Here is an 18963-nt window from a genome sequence, read left to right as displayed (position 1 = left end):
ATGTCAGGAGGTGCCATGGGAAACCCGCTCCCGCGCGATCCCATTGCCGACGCCCAGCGCAACTGGGAACGGCACGGCTGGGGTGATGTTGCCGCGCCGATGGCCGCCATCACGGCCATCATGCGGACCCAGCAGATCCTGCTGGCCCGGATCGAAGGCGTCCTCAAGCCCTTCGGCCTGACCTTCGCCCGCTACGAACTCCTGGCGCTGCTAAGTTTCGCCCGCAGCGGCGCGCTGCCCATGAACAAGGCGAGTGCACTCCTGCAGGTCCACCCCACCTCGGTGACCAACGCCGTCGACCGCCTCCAGGATGCAGGCCTGGTGGTCCGCTCCCCGCATCCGACGGACCGCCGCACCACCCTGATCGAGCTCACCGCCGAGGGACGCACGCTGGCCAAAAGTGCGACGGCGGCACTCAATACCGAGGTGTTCGGCCAGTCCGGTTTCGCCAGCCAAGACGTGGACCAGCTGATCGGGATCCTGGGGAAATTCCGCCGGAACGCCGGAGACTTCGCCGACTGACCCCGTGTTGCCGCAGACAAGGCGGCGGGCAGCCCTAGACTTCGAGGGAACGGACCTGAAGCTGGACCTGAGGAGAGCGCAATGATTCCGGAAATCAACATCTGGGCCGTACTGCTGGCCACCCTTTCCAGCATGGTGGTGGGCTCGGTCTGGTACACCCCGAAAGTCTTCGGCAATTACTGGATGAAAGTCGCGAAGGTTTCCCCCAGCGGCGAAGCGAAAGACGCGGTCAAACCCATCCTGATCACGCTGGTGGTCAGTTTTGTGAGCGCCCTGGTGCTCGCCGGATCGGCCGCCATCTCCCAGCATTTCTACGGCGGCAATTTCCTGGCCAACACGCTGATCACCGCCGTCATCCTCTGGGCCGGGTTCACGGCCGCCCGCTTCATCACGCATGACGCCTTCGAAGGCCGCCCGGCAGGTCTGACCCTCCTGAATTGCGCGCACGAACTGGTCACCCTGGTGGTCATGGGCCTCATCATCGGGCTGTTCGGCATCAGCGCAGCTTAGCTGCGCCTATGAGCCTGAGGGCTTGGCCCGGACGTGCATGCGTTCGCCCTGGCGCCCGAACAGGCTAATGAATTCCACCGGCCGCTCGTCCGCGCGGCCAAACCAGTGCGGGGTCCGGGTGTCGAACTCGGCCGCTTCACCCGGGGGCAGCACGATGTCCGTGTCACCGAGGACCAGGCGCAGCCTGCCGTTGAGCACATAGATCCACTCGTACCCCTCGTGGACCTGCGGCGTGGGCTCCTCGGGACCGCCGGCATTCAGGATGAGTTTGTACGCCTGCACCCCGCCGGGCCTCCGGGTCAGCGGAACGATGGTCATCCTCTTGTTGACGATGGGCCGCAAGTGAACCCTGGGGTCGCCGGTGGTGGGCGCACCCACCAGTTCATCCAACGGAACCTGGTGCGCTTTCGCCAGGGGCAGCAACAGTTCCAGGTTCGGCCGGCGCCGGCCGGACTCCAGCCGTGAAAGCGTGCTGACGGAGATCCCCGTGGCGGCCGAAAGGGCAGTCAGGGTGGTGTCGCGGCTGATCCGCAGCGCGCGAAGCCGCGGACCCACGGCCGCCAGCACGCCGTCAAGTTCATCCATGCCTTCAGTTTGCCACTTTGGCAAAGATGTTTGCCACTTTCCGGACAGCCTTCGACGATGGATGCGGAGGTAAGAAAAATGACTGAAGAGAAAAACACACCGGCGGACGTCGTCATTGTTGGCGGCGGCGCAGCGGGACTGAATGCGGCCCAGATACTGGGCCGGGCACGCCGGTCGGTAGTGGTGGTCGACGGCGGCGAGCCCCGGAATGCACCCGCCAATGGAGTGCACGGCTTCCTGTCACGCGACGGCATCAGCCCGGCGGAGCTGTACCGGATTGGACGCGAGGAGGCGGAGTCCTACGGCGTCCGGATCATCAGCGGGCAGGTGCTTGGCGCCATGGGTGCCAAGGGAGCCTTCGCGGTGGAACTGGCGGACGGCACCGTGGTCCGTGGCCGCAGGCTCCTCATCACCACGGGGTTGGTTGACCAGCTTCCGGACATCCCCGGGCTGCAGGAACGCTGGGGCAACGACGTGCTGCACTGCCCCTACTGCCACGGATGGGAAGTCCAGGACCAGTCCCTCGGAATCCTGGGCACCGGCCCGTTCGCGGTCCACCAGGCCCTGCTGTTCCGGCAGTGGAGCGCCAACATCACGCTCTTCCTCAATGACGCCATGGAACCCACGGACCTGGAGCTGCACCAGCTCGCCGCCCGCGGCATCACGGTGGTCCACGGCCCCGTTGGCTCCCTGCGGGTAGACCACGACAAGCTGACCGGCGTGGTTCTGGCCGACGGCGGCCTGGTGCCTGTGGACGCCGTGGCCGCCGCGCCGCGGTTCGCGGCACGGACAGCAGCCTTCGCCGGTCTTGGGCTCACGGCCGTCCAGCACCCGATGGGGATGGGCGAATTCCTCGAAACGGACGCCGACGGCGCCACCGGCGTGCCCGGGGTATGGGCCGCCGGCAACGTCACCGACCTCCGCGCGCAGGTGCTGTCCTCAGCTGCGGCCGGAGCCTGGACCGGCGTCGTCATCAACGCCGACCTGATGGCCGAGGAACTGGAGGAAGCCGTCACGGCGTATCGTGGCAGTGTCACGGCGTAGCGTGGGCCGTCCCTGACGGCACGCTGCCCGGGGCCTGAAGCACGGGCAGCGAGGAGACCAGGGATGAAGTTTGACGAGTCGTTCTGGGATGAGCGCTACCGCCAGCACGGTTCGGTGTGGAGCCACAATCCGAACCCGAACCTGCTGGCCGAGGCTGCCGGGCTCCGCCCGGGATCGGCGCTGGACGTGGGCAGCGGCGAGGGCGCCGACGCAATCTGGCTGGCACGCCAGGGTTGGCGGGTGACGGCCGTGGACATCTCCTCGGTGGCGTTGGCCCGGGCAGCCGAAAGGGCGTCGCAGGATTCAGCGGCATCCGGGCGGATCACCTGGGCCCACCACGACCTCACCGCATCGCCCCCGCCGGCCGGTACGTTCGACCTGGTGTCCGCCCAGTTCATGCACCTGCCCCTGGCCCAGCGAACCGAGCTGCACCACCGGCTCGCGGCCTCAGTTGCCCCCGGCGGAACCCTCCTGATCGTGGGTCACCACCCCTCCGACCTTGAAGCGGGAATCCGCCGCCCCAGCGAGCCCGGCCTGCTCTTCACACCGGAGGAAATCGCCGCCGGGCTGGATCCGGACGAGTGGGAAATCGACGTCTGCGAAGCACGCCGGCGCGCCGCCCCGGACGAGGACGGCAATGCCGTCTCCGTCACGGATTCAGTGCTCCGCGCCCACCGCCGGCCGCCGCGCCCTTAGGGCCCAAACCCTGAAGGGCAAGACTCTTTCGGAACCGAACGCCTTAGCGGTGCTTGAATTCCGGCTGGCGCTTCTCCGTGAAGGCAGCCATGCCTTCCTTCTGGTCCTCGGTGGCGAACAGCGAGTGGAAGATCCGCCGTTCGAAAAGCACGCCCTGTGCCAGCCCGGTTTCAAACGCCGCGTTGACCGCTTCCTTGGCCACCATCGCCACCGGCTTGGACTTGGAGGCAATCACCTCGGCGGCTTTCAGGGCCTCTTCCACGACATCAGCGGCGGGGACCACCCTGGACACCAGGCCGGCGCGTTCCGCTTCGTCGGCATCCATAAAGCGCCCGGTGAGGATCAGGTCCATGGCCTTGGACTTGCCCACGGCGCGGGTGAGGCGCTGCGAACCGCCCATGCCCGGCACTACGCCCAGGTTGATTTCCGGCTGCCCGAACTTCGCGTTGTCCCCGGCGATAATGAAATCGCACATCATCGCCAGCTCGCAGCCGCCACCCAGGGCGAAGCCCGAGACGGCCGCCACCACGGGGATGCGGAGCCTGGTGAAGTCCTCCCAGCCCCGGAACCAGTCCGCGGCGTACATATCCATGTAGCCCTGGGCGGCCATCTCCTTGATGTCCGCGCCGGCAGCAAACGCCTTGCCGGACCCCGTGACCACCACGGCGCCCACTTCAGGGTCCGCGTCCATGGCCGTGACGGCAGCCACGAGTTCATCCATGGTGGCTTTGTTCAGCGCATTCAGCGCTTCGGGCCGGTTCAGCGTCACCAGCCCCACGCGTCCGCGCCGCTCCACCAGAATGTTCCCGTACTGTTCCGTCATGCCTGACTCCTCACGTGGTGCTGCTTCGAATACTGCTGCCGCGCCTAATGCGCCGACTTGTCCCGGATGTCCGTGATGATGCCGGAGAAGTCACGGCCCGCGCCGCCCTCCGCCGCAAACGTATCGTAGATCTCCGATGCCAGCGGCCCCATCCGGGCGGCCACTCCGGTGCTCTGCAGCGCGTTCAGGGCCAGCTTGAGGTCCTTCGCCATCAGAGCCCCGGCAAAACCTGGCTGGTAATCCCGGTTGGCCGGACTGGTGGGCACGGGCCCGGGGACCGGGCAGTTGGTGGTGAGCGCCCAGCACTGCCCGGACGCCGCGGACGCGACGTCGAACAGGGCCTGGTGCGTCAGCCCCAGCTTCTCGCCGAGCACGAAGGCCTCACTCACCGCGATCATCGAGACGCCCAGGATCAGGTTGTTGCAGACCTTGGCGGCCTGGCCCGCGCCGTGGGCGCCGCAGTGGACCACGCGCTTGCCCATCACTTCCAGCAGGGGCCGCACGGCGTCAAAGTCCTCGGGCAGGGCGCCCACCATAAAGGTCAGGGTTCCGACTTCGGCCCCCACCACGCCACCGGAGACGGGGGCGTCCACTGCCCTGTGGCCGGCGGCAACGGCTAGCGCGGAAGCCTCCCGGGCCTCGTCAACGTTGATAGTGGAGCAGTCCAGGAACATGGTGTCCGGCCCGGCAACGTCCAGCAGCCCCGGCCGGCCGTCCGTTCCCCGGTAGGCATCGAGGACGTGCTGGCCGCTGGGGAACATGGTGAGCACCACGTCCGCACCGGCAACGGCTTCGGCGGGTGTTGCCACGGTGGGAATCCCGTGCTCCCGGGCCGCGTCCAGCGCCGCGGGCACAACGTCGAAACCCGCCACCGTGTACCCGGCCTTGACCAGGTTGACGGCCATCGGGCCGCCCATGTGCCCCAACCCCAGGAACGCAACGTGCGCCATTTTCCCGGCCCCTGTTGCTTCAGACATTGTCGGCCTCCTTTGACTGCAGATTGAGCTCCCGCTCCCCTAGCGGCGCGAAGAACCTCCCGACGTCGGCGGCGGAGACCTCGTGCAGCGTGGCCGGCTTCCACTGGGGGTTGCGGTCCTTGTCCACCACCTGCGCCCGGATGCCCTCGCGGAAGTCCGGTCCGGCCAGGAACCGCAGGCCCACGCGGTACTCCTGCTCCAGGGCTTCCTCCAGCGTCAGGCCCTTGGCGCGGCGGAGCGATTCCAGCGCCACCTTCACCGCGGTGGGCGACTTCGCCTCGATCATGTCGGCCGCGCCCGCGGCCTCCCCGGACGAGCCTCCGTCAAAGGCGCGCAACCGGCAGAGGATCTCCTCGACGTCGTCACCTGCATAGCAGGCGTCGACCCAGTGCCGCTGCCCGGCCAGCGCCGAAGCCGGCGGCTCTTCGGTGAAGCGTCCGACGGCGGCCTCCGCCGTTTCGCTTTCCAGTGCTGCCGCCAGGGCGGGTAGGTTCGCCGAGGCCACGAAGTGGTCGGCCATGCCCAGGAACAGTGCGTCCGCTCCGCTCAGGTGGGCGCCGGTCAGGGCCGCATGGGTGCCCGCCTCCCCCGGCGAGCGGGACAGCAGCAGGGTGCCGCCGACGTCGGGCACGAATCCAATGGTGGTCTCCGGCATGCCGGTGCGGGTGCGTTCGGTGACCACACGCACGGAACCGTGAGCCGAGATCCCCACACCGCCGCCCAGCACCAGGCCGTCCATAAAGGCCACGTACGGCTTCGGGTACCCGGCGATCAGCGCATTCAGCTGGTATTCGGTGCGCCAGAAGTCCGCCGTTGAATCACCGCCCGTCAGCATGTCCTCGTAGATGGCCACGATGTCGCCGCCGGCGCACAGCCCACGTTCACCGGAACCGTGCACCAGGACGGTGGCCACGCCGGCGTCGTCCGCCCAGGCTGCGAGCCGCTCCAGCATGGCGGCGGCCATGCCGGCGGTGAGGGCGTTCACGGCCTTGGGCCGGTTCAGCGTGATGACGCCGAGGTGGCCGCGCCGCTCAAACAGGACTTCGTCAGTGGGGCTTGCTCTGTTCGTATCTGCGGTAGTTCCTGCGCTCATCAGCTGCCTTCCGGCATCACGTAGCTGGCGCCCTGGCGGATGCCGGAGGGCCAGCGGCTGGTCACGGTCTTGGTCTTGGTGTAGAAACGGAACGCATCGGCGCCGTGCTGGTTGAGGTCTCCGAAGCCGGAGGCCTTCCAGCCGCCGAACGTGTAGTAGGCGATCGGCACCGGGATGGGCACGTTGATGCCCACCATACCCACCTGCACGCGGCTGGCGAAGTCACGGGCGGCGTCGCCGTCGCGCGTGAAGATGGCCACGCCGTTGCCGAACTCATGCTCGCTGCAGAGCCGGAGGGCCTCGTCATAGTCGGCGGCGCGCAGCACGCTGAGCACCGGGCCGAAGATCTCCTCTTTATAGATCTTCATGCCCTTGGTGACGTTGTCGAAGAGCGTGGGCCCCACCCAGAACCCGCCGTCATAGCCGTCAACGGTGAGGCCGCGGCCGTCCGCCACGAGGGTTGCGCCCTCGTCAACGCCGGACTGGATGTAGCCCTCGATCCGCTCCTTGGCGGACGCCGCCACCACCGGCCCGAAGTCCGAATCCTTATCGAGGCTGTGGCCCACCCTGAGATGCTTCACGCGTTCTTCCAGCTTAGAAACCAGGGCATCGGCAGTGTCCTTGCCCACGGGTACCGCCACCGAGATGGCCATGCAGCGTTCGCCCGCGGATCCGTAGCCCGCACCCATCAGCGCATCCACGGCCATGTCCAGGTCCGCGTCCGGCATGATCACCATGTGGTTCTTGGCCCCGCCGAAGCACTGGGCGCGCTTGCCGTGCGCGGCCGCGGTGGCGTAGATGTACTGGGCTATCGGGGTGGAGCCCACAAAGCCGATGGCCTTGACACGCTCATCCTCGAGCAGGGCGTCCACCGCTTCCTTGTCCCCGTTGACCACGTTGAACACGCCGTCCGGCACGCCTGCTTCGGTGAAGAGCTCGGCCAGCCGCAGGGGCACGGACGGGTCCCGTTCCGAGGGCTTCAGGATGAACGCGTTGCCCGCGGCCAGGGCAGGGCCGGACTTCCAGAGCGGAATCATCGCGGGGAAGTTGAACGGGGTAATGCCGGCCACCACGCCCAGGGGCTGGCGCATGGAGTGGACGTCGATGCCGGACCCGGCGTCGTCGGAGAACTCGCCCTTGAGCAGGTGCGGGGCGCCGGCGGAGAATTCCACCACCTCGATGCCGCGCTGGATGTCGCCTTTCGCGTCCGGCAGGGTCTTGCCGTGCTCGGAGGACAGCAGTGCAGCGAGTTCGTCCAGGTGCTCGTTCACCAGGTCCACGAACTTGAGCAGGATCCGGCCGCGGCGCTGGGGATTCATGGCGCCCCACGCCAGTTGGGCCTTCTCCGCGCTGGCGATGACATTGCGGACCTCTTCAGCGCTGGCCAGCGGCAGCCTGGCCTGGACCTCGCCAGTGCACGGATCGTAGACGTCGCTGAAGCGCCCGGAGGTGCCTTCTACCCGCTGTCCGTCTACATAATGGGAAAGCTCGCGAACCATGGCGGAATGCTCCTTTGCATGTGACCTACATCATCCTTGCTGCTGAATATACTCGGACTTCCTACTAAATTCCAGAGCGTGCGAGGGCGCCCGCGCCGGCCGGGCGCCGCCGTCGTGCGCCGCCGTCGTGGGGCACTTTGACGTGGATTCTGCTGGATCAGGCCTTATTTGCCGGCGTGTCCGCGCCGAAGTGCCCCGTTTCGGCCGCGATGCCGGGCGCAAAGCCGGCCCCGCCGGAGCGCCAGTCCGCTATGCCGGGCGCCCAAGTTCGGTAAGTTAGGAACTGTGAAGATTGCTACCTGGAATGTGAACTCCCTCCGTGCCCGTGCCGACCGCGTGGAGGCCTGGCTGCAGCGCAGTGACTGCGACGTCCTGGCCATCCAGGAAACCAAGTGCAAGGACGACAACTTTCCTTGGGAGCTTTTTGAGCGCATGGGCTACGAGGTGGCCCACTTTGGCGTGAACCAGTGGAACGGCGTGGCAATCGCCTCCCGCGTGGGGCTCGACGACGTGGAACGGTCATTCCTGGACCAGCCGGTGTTCGGCAAGAACGGCAAGGACCCCGTCCAGGAGGCCCGTGCCATCGGCGCCACGTGCGGCGGCGTCCGGGTGTGGAGCCTCTATGTCCCCAACGGCCGGTCCCTCGACGACGAACACATGCCCTACAAGCTCAGTTGGCTGGACATGCTGAAGACCCACGCCCAGACCTGGGTCACCGAAAACCCCGAAGCACAGATTGCCCTGATGGGTGACTGGAACATCGCCCCGCAGGACGACGACGTCTGGGACATCGACTTCTTCCGCGCCAACGCAATGACCCACGTCAGCGAACCCGAGCGCGCCGCGTTCCACGCCTTGGAAGGGGCCGGATTCACCGACGTGGTCCGCCCGCACACCCCCGGTCCCGGCGTCTACACCTACTGGGACTACACCCAGCTCCGGTTCCCGAAGAAGGAAGGCATGCGGATCGACTTCGTCCTCGCCTCCCCCGCGCTGGCCTCCCGGGTGACCGGGGCGTCCATCGACCGCGAGGAGCGCAAAGGCAAGGGCGCGTCCGACCACGCGCCGGTCATCGTGGAGCTGGCCGACTGATGGGTCCGCGATGACGGGCAACATCTACCGGGGCCAGGCGGGCCTGCCCTTCTCGTCCGCGCTGCGGATCTACGAGCCGCTCTCCGCGTTCCCCGAGGAGCAGCGCGCCGCGCTGCAGAAGGCAGGCGCCCGGACGGCGTCCCGTGCTGCCGTGGAAAACGCTGAACTTCAGGCGTCCCTCGGCCGGATCACGCGACCCGGCGGAGATCCCTTCCCCACCGGTCGGACCGATCTGGTGCGGATCGTACCGGCTCCCCCGGAGCCGGAACAGCCGCGCAGGCACACGTCTTCCGGCGCGCCGGACACTGCCGGAACGTCCGACGCCGGCGGGCCGGGTTCCGATGCCTCTGCTGCCGCCGGTATCGGGCCGGCACTGCTGTACTGCCCCAGCCAGCTGGTGCTGCGGGCGGGGCTTGCTGCCAACGCCCTCATGGAGGGCATCCACGGGCCCTTGGCCGAGCTCCTGATTCCGGAGGAACAGCGGGACAAACACCAGGAACGCATTGACCTGGTGAAGGCCCGCGAGGGCTCCACCCGCGTCCACACCCGTGCCTCCACGTGGGGCATCCCGTTCAGCTGGTTCTCGCTCTTCCAGGAATCCGACCACCAGGACGTGGTGGAATCGGGCGGACGGATCGTCACGGTCCGGGTCTGGGCACGGATCGGGGAAGCCCTGGAACGGGTCCGCTATGCCGTGGCCAACCTGGCCCTGGCCGCCCCCGACCTGGACATGCTGGACGACATGACCCAGCTCACCGAGTGGCTGGAACTCTTCCACCCCGGCTCCGTGGTGGAACTGGACTACGGCGCCGTTGCGGACAAGGTGTATCCGGACGATTCACCCATGGATGTGCGTCTGGGCATCGAATGCCTGGCGGAGGGGGACATGACCGGGGCCGCTGCGGCCTACCGCCGGCTAGCCTCGCGCTGGATTCCCATCAGGCAGCTCGCCCGCGCGTCCTAAGCTTTTAGCTGGCGTTGTCCGCGGGAAGGGGGCGGCGCCGTCGTTCGCCTGACGATTAGTTGGTGCGGTGCCACCGTCGAGTGGACCGAACCGATGGCACCGTCCAGCTCATCCAGCAGCATCTTGGTGCCCAGTTCAGCCTGTTCGTCAGGCCGCTGCCGCACCGTGGTCAGTCCCATGGCGTCCGAGAAATCGTGGTCGTCGATCCCGATGACGGACAGGTCTTCGGGCACGCGGACGCCCACTTTGTAGGCTTCGAAGATCACGCCCATGGCCATCTCGTCCGATGCGCAGAAGATAGCGGTGGGTTTCGGGCCGGGCCGGGCCCACATCCTGGTGAAGGCATCCTGCCCGCTGCGGACCGTGAAGTCGCCCCATTCATCCCATTCCGGACGTGCCGTCAGCCCGGATCCCGCCATAACGTCCTGGAAGGCCTTGATGCGGACGCGGGGAACGTCGAAGTTGAGGTCGGTTTCGTCGTCGCCGTGCAGGAGGGCGATGTCCTTGTGGCCAAGGCTGATCAGGTGCCGAACGGCTGTGGACGCCGCGGCATAGTCGTCGATGCCTATGTAGGGGCACTCTTCCACGTGGCCGCCGACCACCACCAGGGGAATGTCGATTTTTTGCAGGTGCTCGATTTCGTCGTGGGTCAGCGCCATACAAAGCACCAGGAGGGCATCGATCTGCTTGTAGACCATGGTCTTGCTGAAGAGCCGCTCACGGTTGCTGCCGTGCCCGCCCAGATTGAACAGCGAGAGGTTGTACTGGCGGGCGTGCAATTCCCGGTCCGCGCCCTCGATGGCCTTCGAGAAGAACCAGCGGCTCACGAACGGCGCCAGCACGCCGATGGTCTTGGTCCGCCCGGTGGCCAGCCCCGAGGCGGACGAGGATGCCACGTAGCCCAAGGCACCGGCCACCTCGAGAATTTTTTCCCGGGTGGCCGGTGAAACCCTGGGCAGTCCGCGGACTGCGCGCGAGACGGTGGCGGTGGAAACCCCCGCGGCTGCGGCAACATCCTCAATGCTGACGCCGGAATGGCCGCCCCGTTGAGCCCTGTCAGATGTGCGTGCCACGGTATTTCCCCTTGTCAGCTGTCCGCAGAGTCTTGCTATCTGGTGTTCTGCGGCAACAAACCAGTCTATTCCGCTCAGCCGTTGAGCTCTTGATCAGCTCCTATTTCTTACGCGTAGCGGTCCTGGCGGGCAGCCCGCGGCGAAGCCGGACCATCCCGTAGAGCGCCAGCAGCGTGGCCAGCAGGCCCAGCGCCCAGCCGAGTGCCGGCTGGGCGGTCACCTCCATCCAGACGGTGACCACCAGCAGCACGGCGGCCCAGAACCCGAGGAATCCGATGATGATGTCAAAGTCTTCCCCGGAGCGGGCCCGTTTGTGCTCGCTCCGGACGAATCCGTGGTTCTCTTTGCCTTCAGCCGAACCTGTCACTTGACGGCTCACTTGACGGCGCCGGCGGTGAGGCCGGCAACAATCTTGCGTTGGAAGACGAGCACAAGGATCACCAAGGGAATGGTGACGATGGTTCCGGCGGCCATGATGGCCGTGTACGGGATCTGGTTCGGCTGGGCACCGGCGAAGCTGGCGATAGCCACCGTCACCGGCTGGGTCGCGTCACTGGACAGCTGGCTGGCGATCAGGAATTCATTCCAGGAGGAGATGAACGCCAGGATGGCGGTGGTGAAGATGGCCGGCGCCGCCAAAGGCATGATCACCTTGCGGAACGCCTGCCCCTGGGTACAGCCGTCCACGCGTGCCGATTCTTCCAGCTCCCACGGCATTTCGCGGAAGAAGGAGGTCATGGTGTACACGGTCAGCGGCAGCACGAAGGAAATGTTCGGGATAATCAGCGCCTGGTAGGTGCCCATCCAGCCGATGTTGGTGAACAGCTGGAACAGCGGCGTGATGAGGGCGACGCCCGGGAACATGGACGCGCCCAGGATGAAGCCCAGCACCAAGTACTTGAACCGGAAGTTCAGGCGGGCCAGTGCATACGCGGCGAAAACACCGATCAGCAGCGACACAACCGTGACGACGACGCCGATGAAGATGCTGTTGAGCAGTGCCTGCCCGAACCTGTTGCCGAAGGACGTGTCGAAGGCCGTGTTGAAGTTATCCAGCGTGACATGCGTCGGCAGTATCGATGTGTCATAGGTGAAGCCCACATCGCGGAACGCTGTCACCACCATCCAATAAGCCGGTGCCAGGCACCAGATCAGGACGACGACGGCACTGATGTAGGTACGCCCCTGCGCCCATTTCTCCCGGTTCTGGGAGGCTTTGCGGCCCTTGTCCTGTTCTGCCCTCAGGGCAGTAGCGGCTGACGCGGTGCTCATTTCTTCCCCTTACCGGTGGCTCCGCTTTGCTCCACGACATTCGCCCCGAGGAACCGTACAAAGATGAACGCGACGAGGAAGATGATGATGAACGTGATCGTGGACAATGCTGCCGCTGCGTTGAACCCTTGTCTGATCTGGTTGATCACCAGGATGGACAGTGTGGTGGTGTTGTTGGCGCCGCCCGTCAGAATGTACGGGAGGTCGAACATACGCAGTGCATCCAGGGTGCGGAAGAGGACAGCCACCATCAGCGCCGGCTTTACCAGCGGCAGGGTGATCATCCGGAACCGCTGCCAGGTGGTGGCGCCGTCAACCTTTGCAGCTTCATAGACCTCGGCCGGGATCATCTGCAGCCCGGCCAGGATGAGCAGCGCCATGAACGGCGTGGTCTTCCAGACGTCGGCGATGATCACGGCCCACTTGGCTGGCCACTCACTGCCTGTCCACAGGATGGTGGTGTTGAACAGCTTGTTGGCGATGCCTTCGAAAGCGAAGATGAACAGCCACAGCTTGGCAGTCACGGCGGTGGGAATGGCCCACGGAACCAGGACGGCTGCGCGGACCAGACTGCGGCCGCGGAACGTCCTGGCCATGATGAGGGCCATCCAGAAACCGAGCACGGTCTCCAACGTCACCGTGACCACGGTGAAGAAGAACGTTGTTGCCGTCGCTGACCAGAACTGGCCACCGAGGGTTCCGGGCGGGCATGCCACCGTTCCGCCACCGGGTGCCGCGCATTGCTGGGCAAGCCAGTTCACGTAGTTCTGGACGCCGGCCGGGCCGCCGGCGGTGAACAGTCCGGTGACCGGATCCAGCCCGGCGTCCTTCTGGAAGGACATGACCATGGCGCTGATGATCGGATAAACGATCACAATGGCCAAGGCGATGATGGTGGGGGCAAGAAGCCAGGAAGCCCACTTGCCCTGGCTCAGGATCTTGTTGTCCTCACCGACGCCCTTTGGGCCGTGATGGACCGGGGTACCGCCCGACGCCGGTGATTTTACCGGCGTCGGGCCCAATTCGGTTGCCATAAGTGGCTACTGTCCCGCACTAGCGGACTCGATGGACTTTTGCATATCTGACAAAGCAGATTCCACGGTTTTCTCCCCCTTGATGGCAGAGTAGGCGTTTTCCTGGATGGCCTTGGTAACCGCCGGGTAGAACGGCGAGACCGGACGCGGCACGGCATTCTCGATGGAGGTCTTCAGGACCGGAAGGTACGGCAGCTTGGCCACGAGCTCCTTGTCCTCGTACAACGAGCCCAGAACCGGGGCGAGCGAGCCCTGGGTGGCGTAGAACTTCTCAGTCTCTTCCGAGGTCATGAACTTCAGGAAGTCCAGGGCCGTGGCCTTGTTCTTCGAGTAGACACTCACGGCGAGGTTGTGGCCGCCGAGCGAGGAGGCACCCGGGCCATCCTTGCCCGGAAGGGCTGTCATGCCCAGGACGTCCTTGACCTTGGAGGAACCTTCAGTGGTAGCCAGGTTGTAGACGTACGGCCAGTTGCGCAGGAACAGAAGCTTGCCGTCCTGGAATGCCTGCCGGCTCTCTTCTTCCTTGTACGTGATGGCTTCCTTCGGGATGTTGCCGTCAGCGTATGCCTTCGCGAGGTTTTCCAGCCCTGCCTTGGCATCGGCCGTGTTCAGGCTGGGCTTGCCGTCCTTGTCCAGTACGGAGCCGCCCGAGGAGTTGATGGCCTCGGAAGCATTGACCGTCAGGCCTTCGTACTTGCTGAACTGGCCCGCGTAGCAGCCAATGTTGTTTGCCTTGGCGATGGAGCACATGCCCATCATCTCGTCCCACGTCGTGGGCGCGGTGGGAACCAGGTCCTTGCGGTAGTAAAGGATGCCACCGTCTGAGGTCTGCGGGGCCGCATACAGGGTCCCCTTGTAGGTTCCGCTGTCCACCGTCGGCTTGAGCATGGCGGACGTGTCCAGCGCCATCTTGTCCTTGAGCGGCTGGAGCCAGCCCTTGGCCGCGAACTCGGCCGTCCAGACCACGTCGACATCGACGACGTCGTAACCGGCGTCCTTCGCCTGGAAGTGCTGGACCAGGTCATCGTGCTGCTGGTCGGCCTGGTCGGTCTGTTCCTTGAAGGTGACCTTCTCGTTCGGGTGGTCGGCATTCCACTTTTCGATCAGGGGACGGACAACGTTGCTGTTGTCCTTGCCCTGGACGTACGTGATGGGGCCGCGGCCGTCGAGGCCCTGTTCGGCGTCGCCGCCGCCTCCGCCGCCGGTGGTGGTGCCGCCTCCGCCACCGCAGGCGGAGAGGGTTAACGCCAGTACGCCGGCGGCAGCGGCCGGCAAAAGGAACTTAGGGGATTTCATAAAGAGAGACTCCTCGCTGAGTGTCGAGCAAGATCGGGGGTGCGGTTGAAGTGGTGCCCATCACACTAGTAACGTTGCGGTGAGAAATGCAAGCGTTTACACCGAAGTTTATGGAAAGGATATCTGTGGCATACAGCCCAGTCCCCACTGCCGGCTCCTCGATCAAGGCCTGGTGGGCCAGCGCCGTTGTTTACCAGGTCTACCCCCGGTCCTTCGCCGACGCGAACGGGGACGGGATGGGCGATCTCCCCGGCGTGACGGCGCATTTGGACCATTTGCACAAGCTCGGGGTTGATGCCGTCTGGCTGTCCCCCTTCTACAAGTCACCGCAGGCCGATGCCGGCTACGACGTCGCCGACTACCGCGAAGTGGACCCGCTGTTCGGCACCCTGGCGGACTTCGACGAAATGTTGCAGAAAGCTCACGGCCTGGGGCTCAAGGTGATCGTTGACCTGGTCCCCAACCACACTTCGGACGAACACACCTGGTTCCAGGAGGCCCTTGCAGCGGCCCCGGGGTCCAGTGAACGGGACCGGTACATGTTCCGGCCCGGCAAGGATTCAGTTCCCGGTTCCGGCGACGGCGACCTGGCACCAAACAACTGGAAGTCCATCTTCGGCGGCCCGGCCTGGTCCCGAGTGACGGAGGCCGACGGCGCGCCCGGCGAATGGTACCTGCACCTTTTCGACACCAAGCAGCCGGACTTGAACTGGGAAAACGCCGAGGTCAAGGAGGAAATGCGCTCGGTGCTGCGGTTCTGGCTGGACCGCGGCGTGGACGGGTTCCGCGTGGACGTGGCCCACGGCATGGTCAAGGAAGCGGGACTGCCAGATTGGGAAGGCTCCGCGGCCATGGTGGAAGGGGCCACCGAACTGCCCGGCGATGCCCACGGCGGCCATACCGAAGCGGACGAACCGCACCGCGCCCACGCGGCTGCAATGACCGGTGACGGCGAAGGTGCCGGGCACCAGCCGGTCTCGCCGCTTTATCCGCCGTCGCCGTTCTTTGACCAGGACGGCGTCCACGACATCTACCGTGACTGGAACCGGGTGCTGGCCGAATACGACGGCGACCGCATGCTGGTGGCCGAGGCCTGGGTGGAGCCGGCCGAGCGGCTGGCCCGGTATGTCCGGCCGGATGAAATGCAGCAGGCATTCAACTTCGACTTCCTGCTGGCCGGCTGGGATGCCGCACGGACTGCCGTGGCCATTGAGGCTTCACTGCGCGCTGCCGCCACCGTGGGTGCCACCACCACGTGGGTGCTCAGCAACCACGACACCGTCCGGCACAGCACACGCTTCGGGCTCAAGGACCCCACCACGTTCCCGAAGGGCATTGCCGCCGAGGATGAGCAGCCCGACGCCGGACTGGGTCTGGCACGTGCCAGGGCCGCCTCCATGGTTTCGCTGGCCCTCCCGGGTTCGGCTTACCTCTACCAGGGCGAGGAACTGGGCCTACCCGAGCACACCGCCGTCCCGGCCGAAGCCCGCCAGGACCCCACGTTCTTCCGGACCAACGGCGTGGAACGCGGCCGCGACGGCTGCCGTGTCCCGCTTCCGTGGAAGTCCGGGGAACCGGGCTACGGGTTCGCGTCGGCAGCCGGAACAGGAGCCGGAGCAGCCAACGCCCCGGCCGCCCCCTGGCTCCCCCAGCCCGAGTCGTTCGGTGTATTGGCCGCGGACCGTCAGGACGGCGTCGCCGGTTCCACCCTGGAGCTGTACCGTGCCGCACTGGCCCTCCGCCGCGAACACCGGCTGGGCGCAGGGAGCTTCGTCTGGGCAGATTCGCACGAGCCTGCCGACGGGGTCCTCGCCTTCCGCAACGGGGACGTCCTGGTGATCGCCAACATGGGCATTGCCGCAGCCCCGCTGCCGGACGGATACCGGATCGCCTTGGCCAGCACGCCGGAGGCTGTGACGGGTGGCGACGCCGAAGCGAAGACGGACCTGGCCGGCGCACGGAAGCTGGCACCGAACTCCGCCGCGTACCTCCTCGCCGGCTAAAGCCCACGGCTCAGGCGCACTACGCAGCAGGGGCTCCCTTCCGGACGGACGGGAGCCCCTGCTGCGTTCGGGCTCTTCGCGCTTAGGCACTGCCGGGCTTGGGCCCTGCGGCCGGGCCGGCCTGTCAGCGGGCGCGTTCGGCCCGGCTGAACCGTGAACGGGCCCCCGCACTTATGTGGATCAGCACTGGCGTGCGTTTGCCGACGACGGCGTCCAGCGCCTCCACGAGGGCGGAAACATCCGCGGCAAGGAGGTGCGGGGCCACACCGTGGCGCGGCTGCAGCCGGATCTTCAACGCGGGCTCGCCGCGGATCTCGTAGGTAGCTACCGTGGCGCCGGCGAGGTCCTGCCGTTCGGCCAATGCCGCCCGCAGCGCCTGCTCGGCCACGCCGCCGCCGATCCGCACGTTGCCGGGGAAATCGCCGGCGTCGTCCTCGGCGACAATCAGGCCGGAGCGGCCTTTGCCCTGCTGAGCCACCCACGCCACCATCGCGGCAATGACCCCGACCAGCAGCAGTGCGAGCACGGCCCACAGCCAGCTTTCCTCACGGCCCGGAACTCCGGTGTGCTGGAAGAGCTGGCTCATTCCGCTCCACACGCCGGCGGACCAGTGCTGCCACCACGGACCCGCGGCCGGCACAGTGGCCAGCGTGACCAGGAGCAGTCCGATGACCAGCAGTTTCAGGCCTAGGATTCCGATCAGGATCCGGTTAAGTACTCTGGGGGTGTTGTTCATGCCCCGATCACCCCGGACGTGGCCACACTGACGCGTACTTCGGGCATGGGAGCGGGAGCCATCTCCCGCAGTTCGTCCAGCACCGACGCCAGCACGGCGTTTTCGCTGACCGGCACCCCGGACGTGGGACGCACGCTGACGGTTACCTGCCGCTGCGAAACCACCACCATCACCTGTTCCGGGGTGACGTTCGCGGCCAGCCGGGCCCGGCGGGCCAGCGCGGAGGCGATCACTTCGTCGTCAACCACCACTCCGGCGCGGGGATCGGAGAGCAGGTGCCTGGCCCGCCGCCCGGGCAGCACCGCATTGAGGAAGAAGAACAGCCCCACCATGGCCGTGACGGCTCCGATGACGCCGAGCAGCAGGGGTGGTATGCCCTGCGGGAGGGCGATGATGCGCTCCGCCGCAGTCTCCGGATCGATGAGCCACGGAGGCTGCCCGATGGCACGCACCGCGGCTTCGAGGAGACCGTAACCGCACAGGAGCACCACCAGGACCGCGGCGATGCCGGACACTCCGGCCCGGGAAGAGCGCATTTCGCGGTCCAGGAACCGCCGCATCCCGGCACCGCGGGAATCTGCTGCAGGGCCAGCGGAGGCGGTATCCGCGCCGTGACCCGCGGTGTGGCTGCCCTTTGGGCGGACGTCCGTCGGGTCGTTCACTGGACCCTTCCCCCTTCGCTGATGGCGGCGCCGCTGATCCGGATGTCGACCCGGCTCAACTGCGCCCCGCTAAGTTCCGCAACGCGGTGCAGGATCACGGCTTTGGCCGCAACGGCGCGCTCCCAGATGGATCCGCCGAACCCGGCGACGCGGCCGGGATCGCGCAGGACCGTTGTTAGTGGCGGGATCCTGATGGGCAGGACAAGCGACAAGGCCAGCAGGCCGTCGTCGTCGGACCAGTCAGCACGGACGTCGTGCGCCGGGACCCCCAGGGCCTCAGCGGCAGCGGCCCTGGCAAGGCTGGTGAGCGCCTGCGTACTGATGCGGTTGTGTCCGGCCATCACGGAGCCACCGGCCACGGTTCCGGCCGCGCTGCTCATGAGGACGAGCGCCGGCCAGTAATGGCATCGAACACGCTGCGCAGGTCAAGTTTCCCTTCCGCGGCCCGGCCAAGAAGGGCACCGATCCCCATGAACAGCAGCGAAACCAGGAAGCCCCAGACGCCGAACTGGAACGACATAAAGGCCACGAAGGCGCCCACTGCAATTCCCACCACGGTCAGGTTCACTGGATGGCCTCCCTTTCAGTCCGGGCTTCCACGGGCAGGCCGGGCTTTGCCGGACCTGCTACGTAGACGTCGTTGATCTCCACGTTGACCTCGATGACCTGCAGGCCCACGAGCTCTTCCACTGCGGTATAGACGGCGGCGCGGACCTGGTCCGCGAGGGAGTGCAGCGGCGTCCCGTAGACGGCAACGAGGTTGATGTCCACTGCCACCTGCGTCTCGCCGACTTCCGCGTGGACTCCGGCTGCGTGGTCCGAGCTGCCCACGGCGTCCCGGATGGCTCCGAGGGCACGGGACGGTCCGGTGCCAAGCGAATAGACACCCGGCACGGCGCGGGCGGCGATGCCGGCTACCTTGGCAACTGCCGTTTCGGAAATGACGGTACGTCCGGTGCCGGCCGTCAGGGCACTGCCTGGTTCAGCGTGGGCCCCCGGCGCGGGATGTGGATTCTGGTATTCCATCAGGCACTCCCCTTCTCTTGAACACCACCCTATCCCTTGACCGCGGGAAGCGGCTG

Annotated in this window: 22 protein-coding genes; 7 read left to right on the top strand and 15 right to left on the bottom strand. The window is 66.5% G+C overall.

All coding sequences use genetic code 11. From position 1 onward, the window contains the following. The first annotated feature begins 15 nt into the window (after window positions 1–15). Entirely contained in the window at window positions 16–522 is a 507-nt protein-coding gene (locus J7I79_RS15110; protein WP_214954486.1) for a MarR family winged helix-turn-helix transcriptional regulator, read from the top strand. A gap of 81 nt (window positions 523–603) precedes the next feature. Beyond that, window positions 604–1032, top strand: coding sequence for a DUF1761 domain-containing protein (locus J7I79_RS15105; protein ID WP_104175770.1), 429 nt, complete (start codon window positions 604–606; stop codon window positions 1030–1032). 6 nt (window positions 1033–1038) lie between these two features. Here J7I79_RS15105 and J7I79_RS15100 read toward each other — a convergent pair whose 3' ends face one another. Beyond that, window positions 1039–1617 carry a helix-turn-helix domain-containing protein gene (locus J7I79_RS15100; RefSeq protein WP_214954484.1) on the bottom strand — a complete coding sequence of 193 codons (579 nt, stop codon included), beginning with the start codon at window positions 1615–1617 and terminating at the stop codon, window positions 1039–1041. Window positions 1618–1695: 78 nt separating this feature from the next. Here J7I79_RS15100 and J7I79_RS15095 point away from each other — a divergent pair, with 78 nt between their 5' ends. Together J7I79_RS15095 and J7I79_RS15090 are read left to right on the top strand one after the other, a co-directional pair. Then, entirely contained in the window at window positions 1696–2661 is a 966-nt protein-coding gene (locus tag J7I79_RS15095) for an NAD(P)/FAD-dependent oxidoreductase (RefSeq protein WP_214954482.1), read from the top strand. A gap of 63 nt (window positions 2662–2724) precedes the next feature. Next, window positions 2725–3357 (top strand): cyclopropane-fatty-acyl-phospholipid synthase family protein, encoded by a 633-nt coding sequence (locus tag J7I79_RS15090; RefSeq protein WP_214954480.1) that lies wholly within the window; start codon window positions 2725–2727, stop codon window positions 3355–3357. Window positions 3358–3400: 43 nt separating this feature from the next. Here J7I79_RS15090 and J7I79_RS15085 read toward each other — a convergent pair whose 3' ends face one another. Genes J7I79_RS15085 through J7I79_RS15070 form a run of 4 tightly spaced genes read right to left on the bottom strand, consistent with a single transcriptional unit; the run spans window position 3401 to window position 7749 of the window. Further along, window positions 3401–4180, bottom strand: a complete 780-nt coding sequence (locus J7I79_RS15085; RefSeq protein WP_214954478.1) for an enoyl-CoA hydratase — start codon at window positions 4178–4180, stop codon at window positions 3401–3403. Between the two features lie 44 nt (window positions 4181–4224). Then, window positions 4225–5157: a 3-hydroxyisobutyrate dehydrogenase gene (gene mmsB / locus J7I79_RS15080; protein ID WP_214954477.1), complete on the bottom strand. Its 933-nt coding sequence runs from the start codon at window positions 5155–5157 to the stop codon at window positions 4225–4227. After that, window positions 5150–6250, bottom strand: a complete 1101-nt coding sequence (locus J7I79_RS15075) for an enoyl-CoA hydratase/isomerase family protein (RefSeq protein ID WP_214954475.1) — start codon at window positions 6248–6250, stop codon at window positions 5150–5152. Before J7I79_RS15075 ends, mmsB begins: the two co-directional genes overlap by 8 nt. Further along, on the bottom strand, window positions 6250–7749 hold the full coding sequence (locus J7I79_RS15070) for a CoA-acylating methylmalonate-semialdehyde dehydrogenase (RefSeq protein WP_214954473.1): 1500 nt from the start codon (window positions 7747–7749) through the stop codon (window positions 6250–6252). The genes J7I79_RS15075 and J7I79_RS15070 overlap by 1 nt, the downstream gene beginning before the upstream one ends. Window positions 7750–8034: 285 nt before the next feature. Between J7I79_RS15070 and J7I79_RS15065 the strand changes: the two genes are divergently transcribed. Further along, entirely contained in the window at window positions 8035–8841 is an 807-nt protein-coding gene (locus J7I79_RS15065; protein WP_214954471.1) for an exodeoxyribonuclease III, read from the top strand. A gap of 10 nt (window positions 8842–8851) precedes the next feature. After that, on the top strand, window positions 8852–9805 hold the full coding sequence (locus tag J7I79_RS15060) for a hypothetical protein (protein ID WP_214954469.1): 954 nt from the start codon (window positions 8852–8854) through the stop codon (window positions 9803–9805). Here the strand turns inward: J7I79_RS15060 and J7I79_RS15055 are convergent. The 5 genes from J7I79_RS15055 to J7I79_RS15035 all read right to left on the bottom strand — a co-directional run bounded on the left by J7I79_RS15055 (window position 9802) and on the right by J7I79_RS15035 (window position 14480). Continuing rightward, the gene (locus J7I79_RS15055) at window positions 9802–10878 is read right to left on the bottom strand and encodes a LacI family DNA-binding transcriptional regulator (protein ID WP_214954467.1); all 1077 of its coding nucleotides are present in this window, start codon (window positions 10876–10878) and stop codon (window positions 9802–9804) included. The two genes, J7I79_RS15060 and J7I79_RS15055, sit on opposite strands and share 4 nt — an antisense overlap. A 100-nt stretch (window positions 10879–10978) precedes the next feature. After that, a complete protein-coding gene (locus tag J7I79_RS15050; RefSeq protein WP_214954465.1) occupies window positions 10979–11245 on the bottom strand; it encodes a hypothetical protein in 267 nt (88 codons plus the stop codon). Between the two features lie 8 nt (window positions 11246–11253). After that, complete coding sequence (locus J7I79_RS15045; RefSeq protein WP_214954463.1) at window positions 11254–12150, bottom strand: carbohydrate ABC transporter permease; 897 nt, start codon at window positions 12148–12150, stop codon at window positions 11254–11256. Further along, window positions 12147–13184 carry a carbohydrate ABC transporter permease gene (locus J7I79_RS15040; protein WP_214954461.1) on the bottom strand — a complete coding sequence of 346 codons (1038 nt, stop codon included), beginning with the start codon at window positions 13182–13184 and terminating at the stop codon, window positions 12147–12149. The genes J7I79_RS15045 and J7I79_RS15040 overlap by 4 nt, the downstream gene beginning before the upstream one ends. Before the next feature lie 6 nt (window positions 13185–13190). After that, the gene (locus tag J7I79_RS15035; RefSeq protein WP_214954459.1) at window positions 13191–14480 is read right to left on the bottom strand and encodes an ABC transporter substrate-binding protein; all 1290 of its coding nucleotides are present in this window, start codon (window positions 14478–14480) and stop codon (window positions 13191–13193) included. A 110-nt stretch (window positions 14481–14590) separates the two neighbouring features. On the opposite strand from J7I79_RS15035, the gene J7I79_RS15030 reads away from it, so the two are divergent. Continuing rightward, window positions 14591–16483, top strand: a complete 1893-nt coding sequence (locus J7I79_RS15030) for an alpha-amylase family glycosyl hydrolase (protein ID WP_396020202.1) — start codon at window positions 14591–14593, stop codon at window positions 16481–16483. 124 nt (window positions 16484–16607) lie between these two features. On the opposite strand, the gene J7I79_RS15025 is transcribed toward J7I79_RS15030, so the two are convergent. The 5 genes from J7I79_RS15025 to J7I79_RS15005 are packed head-to-tail and all read right to left on the bottom strand — an operon-like array spanning window position 16608 to window position 18907. Further along, window positions 16608–17219, bottom strand: a complete 612-nt coding sequence (locus J7I79_RS15025; RefSeq protein WP_214954455.1) for a hypothetical protein — start codon at window positions 17217–17219, stop codon at window positions 16608–16610. After that, window positions 17216–17881, bottom strand: coding sequence for a DUF6286 domain-containing protein (locus J7I79_RS15020; protein WP_214954453.1), 666 nt, complete (start codon window positions 17879–17881; stop codon window positions 17216–17218). The genes J7I79_RS15025 and J7I79_RS15020 overlap by 4 nt, the downstream gene beginning before the upstream one ends. After that, window positions 17878–18261, bottom strand: a complete 384-nt coding sequence (locus tag J7I79_RS15015; protein WP_104173700.1) for a hypothetical protein — start codon at window positions 18259–18261, stop codon at window positions 17878–17880. The genes J7I79_RS15020 and J7I79_RS15015 overlap by 4 nt, the downstream gene beginning before the upstream one ends. Beyond that, complete coding sequence (locus tag J7I79_RS15010; RefSeq protein ID WP_104173701.1) at window positions 18258–18449, bottom strand: hypothetical protein; 192 nt, start codon at window positions 18447–18449, stop codon at window positions 18258–18260. The genes J7I79_RS15015 and J7I79_RS15010 overlap by 4 nt, the downstream gene beginning before the upstream one ends. Continuing rightward, on the bottom strand, window positions 18446–18907 hold the full coding sequence (locus tag J7I79_RS15005) for an Asp23/Gls24 family envelope stress response protein (protein ID WP_214954451.1): 462 nt from the start codon (window positions 18905–18907) through the stop codon (window positions 18446–18448). Before J7I79_RS15005 ends, J7I79_RS15010 begins: the two co-directional genes overlap by 4 nt. Window positions 18908–18963 lie beyond the last annotated feature (56 nt).

The sequence above is a fragment of the Arthrobacter sp. ISL-69 genome (genome assembly GCF_018613775.1).
Lineage (GTDB): Bacteria > Actinomycetota > Actinomycetes > Actinomycetales > Micrococcaceae > Arthrobacter.
Note: the sequence above shows the minus strand (reverse complement) of the source record. Positions and strands in the feature narration are given on the sequence as shown.

Coding starts and splice junctions, on each gene's coding strand:
- J7I79_RS15075 (WP_214954475.1), bottom strand. CDS start 6,250: ATGAGCGCAGGAACTACCGCAGATACGAACAGAGCAAGCCCCACTGAC.
- J7I79_RS15045 (WP_214954463.1), bottom strand. CDS start 12,150: ATGAGCACCGCGTCAGCCGCTACTGCCCTGAGGGCAGAACAGGACAAG.
- J7I79_RS15095 (WP_214954482.1), top strand. CDS start 1,696: ATGACTGAAGAGAAAAACACACCGGCGGACGTCGTCATTGTTGGCGGC.
- J7I79_RS15015 (WP_104173700.1), bottom strand. CDS start 18,261: ATGAGCAGCGCGGCCGGAACCGTGGCCGGTGGCTCCGTGATGGCCGGA.
- J7I79_RS15035 (WP_214954459.1), bottom strand. CDS start 14,480: ATGAAATCCCCTAAGTTCCTTTTGCCGGCCGCTGCCGCCGGCGTACTG.
- J7I79_RS15060 (WP_214954469.1), top strand. CDS start 8,852: ATGACGGGCAACATCTACCGGGGCCAGGCGGGCCTGCCCTTCTCGTCC.
- J7I79_RS15090 (WP_214954480.1), top strand. CDS start 2,725: ATGAAGTTTGACGAGTCGTTCTGGGATGAGCGCTACCGCCAGCACGGT.
- J7I79_RS15100 (WP_214954484.1), bottom strand. CDS start 1,617: ATGGATGAACTTGACGGCGTGCTGGCGGCCGTGGGTCCGCGGCTTCGC.
- J7I79_RS15105 (WP_104175770.1), top strand. CDS start 604: ATGATTCCGGAAATCAACATCTGGGCCGTACTGCTGGCCACCCTTTCC.
- J7I79_RS15070 (WP_214954473.1), bottom strand. CDS start 7,749: ATGGTTCGCGAGCTTTCCCATTATGTAGACGGACAGCGGGTAGAAGGC.
- J7I79_RS15030 (WP_396020202.1), top strand. CDS start 14,591: ATGGAAAGGATATCTGTGGCATACAGCCCAGTCCCCACTGCCGGCTCC.
- J7I79_RS15085 (WP_214954478.1), bottom strand. CDS start 4,180: ATGACGGAACAGTACGGGAACATTCTGGTGGAGCGGCGCGGACGCGTG.
- J7I79_RS15110 (WP_214954486.1), top strand. CDS start 16: ATGGGAAACCCGCTCCCGCGCGATCCCATTGCCGACGCCCAGCGCAAC.
- mmsB (WP_214954477.1), bottom strand. CDS start 5,157: ATGTCTGAAGCAACAGGGGCCGGGAAAATGGCGCACGTTGCGTTCCTG.
- J7I79_RS15040 (WP_214954461.1), bottom strand. CDS start 13,184: ATGGCAACCGAATTGGGCCCGACGCCGGTAAAATCACCGGCGTCGGGC.
- J7I79_RS15025 (WP_214954455.1), bottom strand. CDS start 17,219: ATGAACAACACCCCCAGAGTACTTAACCGGATCCTGATCGGAATCCTA.
- J7I79_RS15005 (WP_214954451.1), bottom strand. CDS start 18,907: ATGGAATACCAGAATCCACATCCCGCGCCGGGGGCCCACGCTGAACCA.